Origin of the sequence: Sulfurovum zhangzhouensis, assembly GCF_030347965.1 — a bacterium.
GTDB classification, from domain to species: domain Bacteria; phylum Campylobacterota; class Campylobacteria; order Campylobacterales; family Sulfurovaceae; genus Sulfurovum; species Sulfurovum zhangzhouensis.
This window is the reverse complement of sequence record NZ_JAQIBD010000001.1, coordinates 12,267-28,042: the sequence shown is the minus strand read 5'-3', so window position 1 is coordinate 28,042 and position 15,776 is coordinate 12,267. Positions and strand designations below refer to the sequence as shown.

General features: G+C 38.8%; 15 protein-coding genes. 14 read left to right on the top strand and 1 reads right to left on the bottom strand.

The genetic code is table 11. The annotated features are described in order from the left end of the window. Positions 1-217 precede the first annotated feature (217 nt). The 13 genes from PGH07_RS00160 (at position 218) to PGH07_RS00100 (ending at position 13,472) form a co-directional block, all read left to right on the top strand. On the top strand, positions 218-1,552 hold the full coding sequence (locus PGH07_RS00160; RefSeq protein ID WP_289411867.1) for an OprD family outer membrane porin: 1,335 nt from the start codon (positions 218-220) through the stop codon (positions 1,550-1,552). 64 nt (positions 1,553-1,616) lie between these two features. After that, positions 1,617-1,934 (top strand): DUF485 domain-containing protein, encoded by a 318-nt coding sequence (locus tag PGH07_RS00155; RefSeq protein ID WP_289411866.1) that lies wholly within the window; start codon positions 1,617-1,619, stop codon positions 1,932-1,934. Next, positions 1,934-3,595, top strand: coding sequence for a cation acetate symporter (locus tag PGH07_RS00150; protein ID WP_289411865.1), 1,662 nt, complete (start codon positions 1,934-1,936; stop codon positions 3,593-3,595). Before PGH07_RS00155 ends, PGH07_RS00150 begins: the two co-directional genes overlap by 1 nt. Before the next feature lie 45 nt (positions 3,596-3,640). Then, positions 3,641-5,467, top strand: coding sequence for a putative nucleotidyltransferase substrate binding domain-containing protein (locus PGH07_RS00145; RefSeq protein ID WP_289411864.1), 1,827 nt, complete (start codon positions 3,641-3,643; stop codon positions 5,465-5,467). A gap of 13 nt (positions 5,468-5,480) precedes the next feature. Continuing rightward, a complete protein-coding gene (locus PGH07_RS00140; protein WP_289411863.1) occupies positions 5,481-6,092 on the top strand; it encodes a 3'-5' exonuclease in 612 nt (203 codons plus the stop codon). A gap of 32 nt (positions 6,093-6,124) precedes the next feature. Further along, a complete protein-coding gene (gene acs, locus PGH07_RS00135) occupies positions 6,125-8,080 on the top strand; it encodes an acetate--CoA ligase (RefSeq protein WP_289411862.1) in 1,956 nt (651 codons plus the stop codon). 221 nt (positions 8,081-8,301) lie between these two features. After that, the gene (locus tag PGH07_RS00130) at positions 8,302-8,715 is read left to right on the top strand and encodes a DUF1924 domain-containing protein (protein WP_289411861.1); all 414 of its coding nucleotides are present in this window, start codon (positions 8,302-8,304) and stop codon (positions 8,713-8,715) included. Between the two features lie 9 nt (positions 8,716-8,724). Beyond that, the gene (locus tag PGH07_RS00125) at positions 8,725-9,252 is read left to right on the top strand and encodes a diheme cytochrome c (protein ID WP_289411860.1); all 528 of its coding nucleotides are present in this window, start codon (positions 8,725-8,727) and stop codon (positions 9,250-9,252) included. Continuing rightward, on the top strand, positions 9,206-10,366 hold the full coding sequence (locus tag PGH07_RS00120; RefSeq protein WP_289411859.1) for a cytochrome b/b6 domain-containing protein: 1,161 nt from the start codon (positions 9,206-9,208) through the stop codon (positions 10,364-10,366). The genes PGH07_RS00125 and PGH07_RS00120 overlap by 47 nt, the downstream gene beginning before the upstream one ends. Before the next feature lie 3 nt (positions 10,367-10,369). Continuing rightward, complete coding sequence (locus PGH07_RS00115; protein WP_289411858.1) at positions 10,370-10,753, top strand: Spy/CpxP family protein refolding chaperone; 384 nt, start codon at positions 10,370-10,372, stop codon at positions 10,751-10,753. Further along, positions 10,750-11,409 carry a response regulator transcription factor gene (locus PGH07_RS00110; protein WP_289411857.1) on the top strand — a complete coding sequence of 220 codons (660 nt, stop codon included), beginning with the start codon at positions 10,750-10,752 and terminating at the stop codon, positions 11,407-11,409. Before PGH07_RS00115 ends, PGH07_RS00110 begins: the two co-directional genes overlap by 4 nt. A gap of 2 nt (positions 11,410-11,411) precedes the next feature. Next, positions 11,412-12,623 (top strand): ArsS family sensor histidine kinase, encoded by a 1,212-nt coding sequence (locus PGH07_RS00105; protein ID WP_289411856.1) that lies wholly within the window; start codon positions 11,412-11,414, stop codon positions 12,621-12,623. A 183-nt stretch (positions 12,624-12,806) separates the two neighbouring features. Then, on the top strand, positions 12,807-13,472 hold the full coding sequence (locus tag PGH07_RS00100) for a GDSL-type esterase/lipase family protein (protein ID WP_289411855.1): 666 nt from the start codon (positions 12,807-12,809) through the stop codon (positions 13,470-13,472). Between the two features lie 247 nt (positions 13,473-13,719). On the opposite strand, the gene PGH07_RS00095 is transcribed toward PGH07_RS00100, so the two are convergent. After that, on the bottom strand, positions 13,720-14,007 hold the full coding sequence (locus PGH07_RS00095) for an iron oxidase oxidoreductase (protein ID WP_289411854.1): 288 nt from the start codon (positions 14,005-14,007) through the stop codon (positions 13,720-13,722). A 316-nt stretch (positions 14,008-14,323) separates the two neighbouring features. Here PGH07_RS00095 and PGH07_RS00090 point away from each other — a divergent pair, with 316 nt between their 5' ends. After that, a complete protein-coding gene (locus PGH07_RS00090) occupies positions 14,324-15,775 on the top strand; it encodes a substrate-binding periplasmic protein (RefSeq protein ID WP_289411853.1) in 1,452 nt (483 codons plus the stop codon). The last annotated feature ends 1 nt before the right edge of the window (position 15,776 follow it).

Here is a 15,776-nt window from a genome sequence, read left to right as displayed (position 1 = left end):
TGTTCCATTTTTTCTTTAAAAAGTAGTATGCTATGTTAATGCTATGTTGCATTTTTATCATGTGAGAGTAAGAAACTAGGAACCCTTTGTATGACCTTTAACATACATTAATATTTCAACTAAGTGTTGGATGAAGCAAAAACCCTCTTGCAAAATTTTACCTTTGCGAACATGATGTATTTGAAGGTCATGCAAAGGGTTCCAAATAAGGAGAATTATGAAACTGATCAAGATGAGTCTTGCTGCTGCACTTGCAGCAAGTATAGCAATGGCAGGTGGTAACATTGCACCTGTTGAAGAAGCTTCTCCAGCAGCGGAAGCAGAAGTAGACTACGGTACAGTGTTCGGACAATCACGTACTTTCTACATCGACAGAACTTACAAAGGTTCTATAGAGAACAACCGTAACTCTTTGGTTACAGGTGGATATATTGGTTATAAAACACCTGAATACAATGGATTAACTGCTGCAGTTGTACTTTATGGTGTATATGGATTTGATATTCACTCTACAGATGCAGAGGTAGCAGGTAGCTCAAGTTATGATCCATCACTTTATGGTGACGGGTTCAAGAACTACATGTACATCGGTGAAGCATATCTAAACTATAAATATGAAAACACAAATGTAAAAATCGGTCGTCAAAGACTTGATACACCACTTGCAGGTGCAGATGATGCAAGAGAGCTTCCAAACCTTTTTGAAGCGGCAATTGTAACAAATACTGATATTAAAGATACAACATTGATCGCTGGACATATCACAAGAGAGAGCGTTGGGACTTTCGGTAACGTTTATCCAGTTGGTTCTCTTGCACTTCAAAGTGGTTACGGTCTAGGTTACAAGCTTGGTACGAACGGTGACTTTGCTGATATGGGCGAGATCGCACTTGGTGCAGGAACTGATACTGCAGGTGTTACAGCCCTGGCGGCTATCTATAAAGGTATCGATAGTGTAACACTTCAAGCATGGGACTACTATGCTCATGATATCCTCAACGCACTTTATCTACAAGCTGATATGGGTTGGAACTGTATGCTGAACGATGAAGTAAAAATGAATGCTTCACTCCAGTATATCAATGAGAGTGATGTAGGTGATGCACTTGCAGGCAAGGTAGATAGTAACTACTGGGGTGCAAAACTTGGTGCTAAATATGGCAACTTCAGTGCATATGTTGCATACTCTCAGACTTCTGACAGTGACGGTGCAGAAAATGGAGGAATCATCACTCCATGGGGTGGAATGCCTGCATTTACTCAGGGAATGGTAACAAGACATCAGTTCTTCTCAGATACTGATACATACAAAATTGCTGCTACATATAACTTCAGTGACCTTAATGTGAATGCAACTGTATATTATGCATCATTTAATGTAGGTGACAGCGCAACATACGCTCCTGGGTTAGATACGACAGAGAGCGGTTTTGACATCATCTATCAAGCAACTAAAAATCTTCAATACAGATTTAGAGGAAACTTCCCAAATGACTTTGGTCCAACTTATGACTGGGATGAATATAGACTTATAGTAAACTATAATTTTTAAAAATAAGTTCTTTTATTGTATGGTTTAATTTTTAAACCATACATCATTAAGTGAAGGAAAAACAATGACACATGAACAAGCTGAACAAATAAAGCACAACCCGAAGTATCAGGAACTTGTTAGCAAAAGAAGTAAGTTTGCCTGGACACTGACAATTATCATGTTAGTAGTCTATTATGCATTTATCCTGTTTATTGCATTTAGCCCGGAAACACTTGGTGAAAGTATGAGTGGTGGAATCACTACAATCGGTATACCGATCGGTATTGCAATTATCATTTTTGCTTTTGCGATGACCGGAATCTATGTAAAAAGAGCAAATGGCGAATTTGATGATTTGCTTAGAGAAGTTAAAAAAGATCTTGAAAAGGAGATGAAATAATGATAGGTAAGGTTTTATCTCTATTGACATTGGCTACTGCTGCACTTTTTGCTGCAGGAGATATGGCAGGTGGAACAAAAGCTGACGAATTGAACGTCCCGGCAGTTGTAATGTTCTTTATTTTCGTTGCAGCGACACTCGGTATCACTTACTGGGCGGCAAAAAGAACAAAATCTGCAAAAGACTTCTATACTGCTGGCGGCGGTATCACCGGTGTTCAAAACGGTACGGCGATCGCAGGTGACTATATGTCAGCAGCATCATTTCTTGGTATTACTGGTATGGTATACCTCAAAGGGTATGACGGTCTGATCTTCTCTATCGGATTCCTTGTAGGCTGGCCTATTATCCTTTTTATGCTCTCAGAGCAGCTTAGAAACCTTGGAAAATATACATTTGCCGATGTTACTGCATACAGACTCAAGCAAAAACCGGTAAGAATCCTTTCCGCACTTGGTTCAATCTCTGTTGTTATTCTTTACCTGATCGCTCAGATGGTAGGTTCTGGTAAATTGATCGAGATTCTTTTTGGTCTTGACTATGAGTTTGCAGTTATACTTGTTGGTGCATTGATGGTATTGTACGTTGCATTCGGTGGAATGCTTGCTACAACTTGGGTACAGATCATCAAAGCGGTATTGCTTCTTGCAGGTACTACTTTCATGTCTATCATGGTTATGGCTAAATTCGGATTTAGCTTTGAAGAACTATTTACAGCAGCGACAAAAGTGCATCCACTAGGTGATGCGATTATGACTCCGGGTGGTCTTGTATCTGATCCTATCTCTGCTATTTCACTTGGTATTGCATTGATGTTCGGTACAGCAGGTCTTCCGCATATCTTGATGAGATTCTTTACGGTTGCTGACGCAAAAGAAGCTAGAAAATCAGTATTTGTTGCGACAGGATTGATCGGATACTTCTATGTACTTACATTTATCATGGGATTCGGTGCGATTGTATTGGTTCTTGGTGCTGAAGGTAATATCTATTGGGATACTGCAACAAACACGCTCAAAGGAATGAACAATATGGCAGCTGTATGGTTGGCTCACGCTGTTGGTGGTGACTACTTCCTTGGATTTATATCTGCAGTTGCATTTGCTACGATCCTTGCGGTTGTATCAGGTCTTACGCTTGCAGGTGCATCAGCTATCTCTCATGACCTTTATGCGAACGCATTCAGTACGGGAAATGTTGATGAGAAAAAAGAGATCAGAGTTTCTAAGATTGCTACAATCGGAATCGGTATTGCCGCGATCATCTTTGGTATCGCTTTTGAAAAGCAAAATATTGCATTCGTTGTTGCACTGGCATTTACTATCGCTGCATCAGCTAACTTCCCGGTTCTGTTTATGTCTATCTACTGGAAAAAACTCACAACCAGGGGAGCCGTGCTAGGTGGATATGTAGGGCTTATTTCTGCACTTGTACTTGTAATCCTTGGTCCGGTTGTTTGGACTGAGATCCTTGGTAATGGAGCAGCGATCGTACCTTACAAGTTTCCTGCAGTATTCTCGGTGCCATTAGCATTCCTGGCGATTTGGTTCTTCTCTATCACTGATAAAAGTGAAGATGCACAAAGATGTATCGATGAGTTTGATGCACAAGATGTCAGATGTCAAACCGGTATTGGATCAGAGGGAGCAGTTGCTCACTAATAATTTTATTTCAAGGTCTTCGGACCTTGATTTAAGGATCGTGAATTGATAGCGCTACTTGAGAATCTAATAACACATCACCCATTTACCCTCTTAAATCAACATGAGTCTGAACGTATTCAGAAAGATGCCCTAATAGCATACTATCCACAGAATACGATTATTATCAACCAGGCTGAAGTTCCACGAAAGTTTTTTATCATCATTAAAGGGACCGTTGATGTACTTGATGATAATGATGAACATATCGATATCTATCATACACATGATTGTTTTGGCGGTATAGAACTCATAGAAACTCAACCTTCTCACTACAAGTACATTGTAACTGAGGAATTGATATGTTTTGAAATTCCGCAGGAGACATTTTTAGATCTCTGTGAAAAAAACCAAAGATTCAAAAACTACTTTTTTTCTAACATTGTAGAACGTATCGATATGCTCAAAGAAAAAAGAGAGTATGCAACAATGAGTGATATCATGGTCGCAAAACTGGATGAGTCCATCCTGCACAAGGCATGCGTTGTTACTCCAAATAGCTCTATTGTCGATGCATTGAAACAGATGGAAAAAGAGGGTGCAACCTGTATACTTGTAAAAAATGATGATGGATACGGTATTGTCACAGATGCAGACTTCAGATATTATATCCTCCACAAACATGATGAAAACCTGGAGACGATCTCACAGATACAGACGTTTCCGATACACTCTATTGAGCGTGGAGCACTTCTGTTTAATATTCTGCTCATGATGACAGAACACTCTATCAAACATCTACCTGTCTTTGATGAAGATGGCAGTATACTTGGTACACTTGAGGTAGTAGATATTGTTAGCTTCTTTTCCAACCAGTCACACCTGATCACTATTCAGATGGAAAAAGCCAAAAGTATTGATAATGTCGTAGATGCGGCTAAACGTTTGGATATTATGGTAGGAGCACTACACGCCAAAGGTGTAAAGAGTAGATATATCGCGAAACTGGTCTCAGAGATCAACAAAAAAATGTATATAAAACTCTTTGAGATGATCATTCCCCAGTCATGGCATGATCATTGTGCTTTAATTTTGCTTGGAAGTGAAGGGCGTGCATCACAGATCCTTCGTACAGACCAGGATAATGCATTGGTATTTGAAGAAGGCTTCATGCCAGACAATATCGGAGAAATAACGCAAAAGTTTATCTCTGTACTTGATAAGATAGGTTTCCCTCGCTGTGAAGGCGGTATCATGATGATCAATCCTAAGTGGTGTAAGAGCGTCGATGCCTATAAAGAAGATATATATCGATGGATTGAAGAGCCGAGTTATGAAAAATTTATGGATATGGCAATCTTCTTTGACTCGACTGCCGTAGCCGGGAAAACAGAACTTCATGAGAAGCTGATTACATACCTTCTTGAAAAAGTCAATGAGAAACAACAAATCCTTATGCACTTTGCAAGAGCGATAGAGACATTCGAATCACCATTAGGGCTCTTTTCCCAGTTTGTCCATGATAAAGGGCATAAAGGTGAGATCGATATCAAAAAAGGTGCACTTTTCGCAATGATACATGGTGTACGTGCATTGGCTCTGGAATATGGAATTAGAGCAACCAATACTTCTCTACGTATCAAAGAGCTTAACAATGTCGGTTTTTTGAATAAAGAAGATGCGACAGAGATGATGGAGGCGCTTGAAGTCCTGCATACGCTTAGACTTCATTCTCAGCTTGAACAATTGGCCGTGGGAGAGAAGTTAGACAACTATATCTCCATAAATAAAATCGGTAAACTCGAACGTGACCTTTTAAAAGAGGCTCTAAAGACAGTAAACCGATTCAAAAAAACGGTTAGCTACCATTTTCATCTCTCTATGGTCGGATAAACAGGTGGTTATGATGTTTAAATCCTTGATAAACAATTGGAACAAGAAAAAGCTGTCCGATGATCGTTTTACATTCTTATTTGATGAAGGAAATGACGATGAAATCGTTGTTTTTGATTGCGAAACGACAGGCTTGGATCCTAAGCAGGACGATATCATCTCTATAGGAGCGGTGAAGATCAAAAACAATAAGATCTTTTTAAATGATGCATTGCATCTCTACATCAAACAAGAAAAGGAGATCGATCACAAAAGTATTACGATTCACCAGATACGTAATTGCGATCTGGACGGAGCAATTCCGCTTCGTGAAGCAATAGAAAGATTTCTTTATTTTATCGGCAACAAAACACTTGCAGGATATTATCTGGAATTTGATGTAGCTATGATAAACAAGTATACGAAAGAGATGTTAGGCATTACATTACCTAATTCCCAAGTGGAAATCTCTTCGATATACTATAACAAGAAAATTCAAACTATTCCGCAAGGGAATATCGACTTGAGGTTTAATACTATCTTGAAAGAGTTGTCTCTACCGCGGCTTCATGCACACGATGCACTGAACGATGCGGTAATGACGGCAATGATGTATTTAAAATTAAAAAATATTAAAAAACTATAGTGACAATTAAATTAAAATAAACAGGAGTAAAAATGTTACAAGAACTATATCAACCAAATAAAGAATTTGCAAAAAATGCAAGAATCAAAAATATGTGTGAATATAACGAACTTGTTGATGCAGCAAACGAAGACTATGAGGGATTCTGGGGTGCATTTGCCAACGAAAAGATCGACTGGTTCGAACCTTTCACAAATGTACTGAATGAGACCAATGCGCCGTTTGTAAAATGGTTTGAAGGTGGTAAACTTAACGTAGCACATCAATGTATCGACCGTCATATCGAGTCTCGTAAGAACAAAGCAGCAATTATCTTTGAAGGTGACAGGGGAGATAAGCAGATCATCACTTATCTTGAGCTCTATTACCAAGTAAACAAGTTTGCCAATCTTCTTAAAGAGGATTTTGGTGTCAAAAAAGGTGATAGAGTTGTTATCTATATGCCAATGATCCCTGAAGCAGCCTATGCGATGCTTGCATGTGCAAGAATCGGTGCGATCCACTCTATCGTATTTGGCGGGTTCTCAGCTGAAGCACTTAGAGACCGTATCAATGATGCAGAGGCAAAAGTGGTTATCACTGCTGATGGTGCATATAGAAAGACCAAACCGTATATGCTTAAACCTGTGGTTGATGAAGCACTTGCAGAAGGCAACAGTCCGGTAGAAAAAGTACTTGTTGTTGAGCGCAACAATGAAGATCTGGAGTGGGTAGCCGGACGTGACTACTCATACAATGAACTCATCAAGGACAAATCTCCAGAGTGTCCGGCAGAACCAATGGATAGTGAAGACCCTCTTTTCCTTCTTTACACTTCAGGAAGTACAGGTAAACCTAAAGGAGTTCAGCACAACCAAGCAGGATATATCCTTTGGGCACAGATGACGATGGAATGGGTATTTGACGTTAAAGAAAACGATACTTACTGGTGTACAGCTGATATCGGTTGGATCACAGGACATACATATATCGTATACGGACCGTTGGCAATGGGTGCAACGACAGTTATGTTCGAGGGTGTTATCACTTACCCTGATGCAGGACGTCCATGGAAGATGGTAGAAGAGTATAAGATCAACCAATTCTATACAGCTCCAACAGCTATCCGTGTACTTCACAAAACAGGTGAAAATGAGCCTGCTAAATACGATATCTCATCACTCAAGGTACTAGGAACAGTTGGTGAACCTATCGATCCACCGGCATGGAAATGGTACTACGAAGAAGTAGGACAGAGCAAATGTGCGATCGTTGATACCTACTGGCAGACTGAGACAGGTGGTCATATCGTATCTCCGCTTCCAGGTGCAACACCTATCAAACCGGCATGTGCTACTCTTCCGCTACCGGGTATCATAGGTGAGATCCTTGATCCAGAGACAGGTAGAAAAGTTGGAGCAGGTGAGAGCGGTTATATGTGTGTAACACGTCCTTGGCCATCGATGATCCGTGGTGTATGGGGTGATCCGGAAAGATTCATCAAGTCATACTTCGGTGATGTTAAAAAAGACGGTAAAGCTGTTTACTTTACGGGTGACGGTGCAGTGTACGGTGAAAATGGATATATCACGATCACTGGTCGTACGGATGATGTCATCAACGTATCAGGACACCGTATGGGTACAGCAGAAGTAGAAGCGGCGATCAAAAAACATTGGAACGTCGCAGAAGTAGCAGTTGTCGGTAAACCGCACGAGATCAAAGGTGAGGGAATCTTTGCTTATATCGTACTCAAATCAGATGAAGGTGTAGCTGATGAAGTAGAAGAGGTGAAAGCGATCAACAACATCATCAAAAAAGAGATCGGGAACATCGCTGTATGTGATGATATGGTATTTGCACCTGGTCTTCCAAAAACACGTTCAGGTAAGATCATGAGACGTATCCTCCGTTCCATCGCAAAAGGCGAACCTATTACTCAAGATATTTCAACACTTGAAGATCCTTCGGTAGTAGAGAAGATCGAAAATATGGTAAAAGGGGTGTAATCATCATTCCCATAATCTTTGGGCTCATAGCCCGAGGATTTTTATAACGACCTTTCTTCTATAACCATTTAAATATCAAAAACCACCTTACTATATCACAAATACTTCCTATTTATCTTTCTCCTTTTTCACTATCTAAATTGTAAAGAAATTGTAAAGAGATGTATTTTCTAACTTTACAAACTTCCTATACGATTATATTATCAAATAAAGGAGAAACTATGAAAAAGTTTATACTTGTATCGTTAATACCACTGTCTGTTTTCGCGAATAACTTTAATGATCAGATTCAAATCTACATTGATCAGTTAAAGGTCGAAGCAAAAAATATCGATCCAAATTTCAATGATTTTGACAGCAAAAGAGGTGAAGAGATATTTACTTCAAAACATATCGGCAAAAAAGGTCAAGAGATATCCTGTACCAGCTGTCACAATCTAGATCTGACGCAAGAGGGAAAAAATGTTTTTACAAATAAAGTGATCAAACCTCTATCGCCAACGGCAAATAAAGAGCGTCTTATCTCGGTCAAAGAGGTGGAAAAATGGCTGAGAAGAAACTTCAAAGACGTTTACTTGAAAGAAGGCAATGCGATACAAAAAGGTGATGTACTTTACTACATCAATACAAAATAAGGAGACAAAATGAAAAAATTACTACTCTCGATATTACTGCTATCTTCGATAGTGTTCGCAGATGATCACTCATTTTTCACTAAAAAAAGTAAAAGTGGCGTGAAAGCTGTTGAAAATGAGCTCTATCTCAAAGAATGTGGAAGCTGTCACTTTGCCTTCCAACCGGGTCTTTTACCTGAAAGATCATGGACAAAGATGATGAACAACCTCGCAGATCATTTCGGAAGTGATGCTACACTTGAACCGGAAGATCATAAGGCTCTGTTAGTATATCTGACAGATAATGCTGCTGATAATGCAACGGAATATAAAAGAAGCCGAAAGATTCTAAAATCCATTCCAGCTGAATCAACGCCAGACAAGATAACAGACGTTCCATACTTTGTAAGAGAACATAGACGCATACCGAAAAAAGTAATTATGCAGGAAGAGGTAATAACACTAAGTAATTGTACTGCATGTCACACTACTGCATCCAAAGGAGTATACAGTGAAAGAGCAATCAAAATACCAAACTACGGTAGATGGGATGACTAAAAGTTATATATGGCCTCTTTTCAACAGAGTACTCCATATAGCACTGATAGCTTTTTTCAGTATCAGTTTTATACTGGGCGATATGGATAATCTTCTGGATTATCATGCGATATTTGGGATACTTTTCGCCCTTTTGTTTGTGATCAGGATCATTTGGGGTTTTATCGGGCCAAAATACTCGAAGTTCAAAGATTTTAATTTCAACAAAAATGATCTGAAAGAATATCTTCTTTCACCATTCCAACATACAAAAGAGTATATTGGACACAATCCGGCATCGAGTTTTGCGATCATTGCTATGATGATACTCAGTCTGTTCACTGCACTGACGGGAATGCTCGCTTATGGTATAGAAAAGAACCATGGGATCTTATCATTTCTGCATAGTGATTACTTCAAACAGATGGAGCTTTTTGAGGAACTGCATGAAATAGCTGCCAATATGCTGCTCGGAATGATAGCTATCCATGTTGCCGGAAGTTTGATAGACAGGTTTATCAAAAAAGGCGATGCGATAGACTCAATGATAAGCGGTTACAAAAAACTCTCATCAAACATAGAGATAAGGATGAATATCTTTCAAAAAATATTTACCATCGTAAGTTTGATACTCTTTGTCTATGCTTTTTACTATATGATATCGACAAAGAATGATAACATCATGATCGCCAGTGCATATCAAAAACAAGACTATTCCAGGATACATCCGGAGTTTGCAAATGAATGTGGAAGCTGCCATATGACCTACCCACCTTATCTGCTCCCCAGGCAGTCATGGGTAAAGATGATGCAGGATCTTGAAAACCATTTTGGAGACGATGCGAGCATAGATGCAAAAACCAATCTTTCAATATTGGCATTTCTCAAAGAGAACAGTGCAGAGAACTCGACCCATGAAGCTGCTTTCAAGATACTAAAAAGTCTAAAAGAGAATAATAGTACAATAGCAATAACCAAAACACCATATTGGAAAGGCCGACACAAGCATATCAATAATGAGATCTTTTCGAGCCAGGAAGTAAAAAGCAAAGCAAATTGCACTGCCTGCCATCAAAATATCGAATATGGGCTTATAGAGAATACTCTCATAAAAGTCCCTCAAAAGAAAGGATAGCAGATGAAATATCTTTGGATCGTACTATTGCTATTTACCTTTTTATTTGCTGATGATCATAAAGAAGAACACCATCACTACTACAGTAAAGACTTAACCTATCTGAATTTAAGCCATGAACAGCAAAGGAGCATCAAAAAAGTACTCAAAGAGTACCGAAAAGAACTCAAAATGTACAGAGAGCTTAAGGAGAATACTATAGGCTCAAAGCAAAAATTGTTTGAACAAGAGCGTTTCGACCAAAATGCGCTTATCACTCTGGATATCAAACTGGCACAAAAAGCAGCACAGATAGAAGCTAACTTTTTAACCAATATCCATACGATACTGACAAAAGAGCAAAGAAAACTTTTTATCAAACATATCGATGAATGGGAAATAGAATGAACATATTGTTAATCGAAGATGATCTTGATATACAAGAACTCCTGAAAGATTATCTGAAAAACTATAATTTTTTTGTATTTGCATATGACAATCCTATACAGGCATTGCAGGAACTAACAGAAAACAATAATTATGATATGGTAGTACTCGATCTTATGTTACCGCGAATCGACGGCTTTGAAGTATGTAAAAGGATAAGGGCTATCAGCAACATTCCTATCATTATCTCTAGTGCCAGAGGAAATCTAGGGGACAAAGTGGCTGCATTTGAATATGGAGCTGATGATTACCTTGCAAAGCCCTATGAACCCAAAGAACTGATCATCAGGATCAATGCTATACTCAGAAGAACTTCAAAACAAATCTCAAAAAAAAGAATCGGTGAATTTGAAATCGATGAAGACAAGATGGAGATATCCCAGGAAGATCATGTACTCTCCCTTACGAAAATAGAGTATGAGATATTCCTCTTCTTGCTAGACAATCCCAATAAAGTACTATCCAGAGAAAGCATAGCGCAACATCTTGGAAATGAACATACAGACCGAGCCATAGATATGCATATAAGCAATATAAGAAATAAAATATTTGATGATCCCAAAGCACCCAAATACATTAAATCTATCTGGGGCATAGGATATAAGTTCATAGGATAATCATGTCTATTCTAAATAAAGTCATTTTTCTGTTTCTGGTTAGCATCACTTTGATGTTCTATCTATCCATGAAGACAAACACTCTGACCGATGAAAAAATAGAACTCATCCATACGCAAAAATATATACAAGCTTCCAAGGAGATCTTCGACTATCTCATCAATGATGATACTACGAAAATGGATGCGAAAACCAAAGAGCTCGATTATGAAAGAGTGGATATCTCCCTGCTGGATAAAGACTCACAAGTGATCTATGAAGATAAAGTCTCCTTTGGATCAATAAAAATCTATAAAAAAAATGATATTTATCTTCTTTATATGCAATATCTCGATGATGAACTTCTCTATTTTGATAAATCCCAAAATGAAGAGCAAGAACAGCAGCAGCAATTAAATAATCTCATCATAGCAGACATTTTTGTACTGTTTATCATGCTTTTTATCATTTTGAAAATCCTTTCCCCTCTGAAAACGATCTCCAAAGGTATCAAGAAATTCGGAAGCGGCAATTATTCATACAGGCTCAAACCGCTGCAACGAAAGGACGAGATATCTGAAATGATCGCCAGTTTCAACAGTATGGCAGAAAACCTTGAAAAATTGATCGTATCCCGGACACAGTTTCTCAGCGATATCAGCCATGAGCTTAGAACACCTATCGCCAAAGCAAAAATAACGCTTGAGATGATCGATGACAGTAAATACAGGGAGATACTCAAAAAAGCGATAGCACAAATGGATGAACTGACCAATGAACTGCTTGAATTGGAGAAACTCAATTCCGAGAATTTGAAACTTGATTTTAAATACTATTCAATCGATACGATCTTGGCTGAAGTTTTTTCAAAGATGATCATTGATGAAGATGAGATAGAGGTTGAGATGAAAGAGAGATTCTCTTGTAATGCAGATCTCAATTATCTTGCCATTGCTATAAAAAATCTCATAGATAATGCCATCAAATATAAAGAGAGCGGAAAAGTTAAGATAAAGATCGAAAATGAAAGTATCGAAATAGCCAATATAGGCAAACCGCTTTCTCATCATCTTGAGTACTATACAGGCACATTTACCCAAGAAGAAAGCTCCAGAACCAAGCCGGGTTATGGTCTCGGTCTCAATATAGTAAAAAGGGTTTTAGAACATCATAATTTTCAATTAGAATATCAATATGAAGAACCTTATAATAAATTCATAATTTATTTCGTATAATCAAATGGTTATAGTATATTAAGTTAAATAAGTTTGAAGAGAACCGATTAAAGTCCAACCTTATAATCAAATCAGATCGATTGTAAGATCAAATACAAAAAATATCTTTATACTTTAAGTATAAAGATATTTTAGCAAGGTGTTTAGTGTTAAACTATTCTAAAAAAGGAGAACTTCTCTAACATGAAGATTAGATATATAGTTTTAATACTGTCAATTGTTTCTTCAGCACTTTTCATTGCTTGTGGTGGAGGTGGAGGAACTATATCGGATAGTGAAAACAAAATCCGGGTAGCCTGTATTGGCGACAGCATAACATATGGTGCCAATCTTCCTAGTACGCAGAGTTATCCTTCACAACTTTCAACACTACTTGGGGAAGAATGGGCAGTAGAAAACTTCGGTGTATCAGGGACAACAGCACTGAAAGATACTTCTCAATCGTACTGGAATTCAAGTAAATTTATTTCTTCTCACGATTATAATCCCGATATTGTTGTTATTATGTTCGGTACTAATGACCTAAAGCCTAGCAACTGGGTATATAAGGATCAATTCATAAGCGATTATACCGACTTGATTGAAAGTTATAAAACACTCTCATCTCAGCCTGCTGTTTATATATGTTATCCACCACCGGTATATAATGATGCGCAAGGTTATCCTAGTGAAAATATTCCTTTAGAATTAATCCCTATGATCGACGATATAGCATCCATCAATAATGTACCTATCATCGATAACTATAGTATCCTGTACGATAAAGAATACTTATTCCCCGATGATGTACATCCCAATGCGGAAGGTGCTCAAATGATAGCAGAAGAAGTTTATAGTCATATATATTAATCCGAACAAATTATTTAAGAGGTTAATTATTTTAAGGTTAGTTGTACCTACAGATGCACAGGTTTAAATGATATCAAACCCAATAAGCTAAAAGAAGCTACCAAAAATAAAAGGGTAGCAGCCAATGAGTTAGCCTAAAATAGAGGAGGTGAAAGTAAGCGGTATCTGAAGCGCGATACAAAAAAATAGACAAATATGTTAGGGTTGTTACCACGTACAACGTAGCAACGAGAAAAATGGTTCAGAATTAAGAGATACTCTCAGAATTATTTTTGTCAGGTGTGTTCAAATTTGGGTTTTTAAAAAATAAACTACACCATCCATCCGGATCTATCGAACCTTCTACCAATTTACACTCATTTGTTTCGGGAATAAAGTGCATACAATCTTTGCATATGTTTCCATCATGTGGGCTGTTTTGATATTTAACAATTTCTTTAGTTGTTTTTGCATATAGAGGCGTGCTTATAAAGCTAGTAAGTCCCAGCACCGTCATATATTTGATAAAATCTCTTCTCGAATAATCCTGTTTCATCAAAGCCTCCTTTGGAATTAGAGAAATTCATTAATTGTATATCACATTTGTGTAGTCAATATGAAATCTTATGTATAAAAAACAATAAAAGAGGTATTGTGGTCATTGGTCAAAAAGACATAAACTATCAACTGTTTGGCATACTCTAATAATGAAGCGGAGAAAGAGAGCAGTTTTTTATTGAGATACCTCCAATCCAACTATAAAGTAGAGCTTGAGAACGAGTAATTGGCACAATGTGACCCCATACACTTTATTAAGGTCTCTGGGGCTATAATGATTTCATATGGATTTCCAAAAGAAGGGGGATCAAAGTATGGTGAAGAAAATAGCATATTTTTTGGTATTAGTCATATTGATGATTACAGGATGTAATAGTAAGAAAAACACCAATAATCATTTAACCATATTAAGCGAAGAGTATGCACCGCTGAACTTTACACAGGAAGGGAATTTTACCGGACAGGTGACAGAAGTGGTGGAGGAGCTGCTCAAAATAACACATAACGAAGCGACCATGGATGTCGTCCCATGGGAGGAAGGGTATAAAAGGGTTCTGACAGAGTCAAACACGGCGCTCTTTACAACAGTCATGACCCCAGAACGCAAAAAACATCTGCAATGGGTAGGGCCTGTGACAGCGCTTGATACCAATTTTTATGCATTAAAGGGATCGGTTATCGTGATCAAAACGCTAGAAGATGCCAAAAATGCTGCCTCTATTGCCACTGTGAGGGGGCACTATACGGAAGAGATGCTCAAAGAGGAAGGGTTTGCCAATCTGGTAAGCTGTCAGGATGATCAGGCTGCTCTGCAAAAACTCTATAACGGTGAAGTGCAACTCTACATCAGTACCAATATCGCCATGCCTGCACTTTTGCACCGTGCCGGTGATCTGAACGAAGAGGTAGAGAACCTTTTTACGGTATCGACCGATCTGGCTTATATCGCTTTTTCTCCGAGTACACCCTCTACGCTTGTGGCACAATGGCAGACAGCACTGGATACGATGAAACGTGACGGGCGTTTTGACGCTATCTATGCTAGATGGCTTCCAGGAGAGATGCCTCCGGGAATATTCCAGCTGATGACGGAGGAGTACCCACCGATTACCTTTATGAAAGAGGGAAAGCCGGCAGGATTTGTGACGGACATGGTACGTGAGATCGTCTCACGGCTGGATATTCCGGATAATATCCGTCTGACCTCATGGAAAAATGCCTACAATATGGCACTGCTTTATCCCAATGTCATTCTGTTTAGTGCGGAACGGACGGCAAAACGCGAAGCACTTTTCCGTTGGGTCGGCCCTGTTGGGAAAAACAACGTCATCTTTTATGCCAAAAAAGGATCGGGTATCGTGATCAACTCACTGGAAGATGCAAAGCAGATGGAAGCGATCGCTACAACAACGGATTGGTTTACCGAGCAGTACCTCCAGCAGCATGGATTTACCAACCTGATCAGCTCAGTATCTCCCGAGGAAAACGTTCGCCAGCTGATCAACGGTGAGGCGAACCTCTCCATCTTTACCGATCTTACGGTATCGGAGATCGTGCACAGTGCCGGTTACAGCATGGAGGATCTAGAACCCCTCTTTACGGTCACTCAAACCTATTTCTATATCGCCATCTCCAAGGATACTTCCGAAGAGGTCTATCAGGAATGGGTAGCCGCACTCAATACGCTAAAGCAGGAGGGTACGTTCAAAGAGATCTATCACAACTACCTGCCCGATGCAGAACTGGACGATCTTATGGCACCATAGA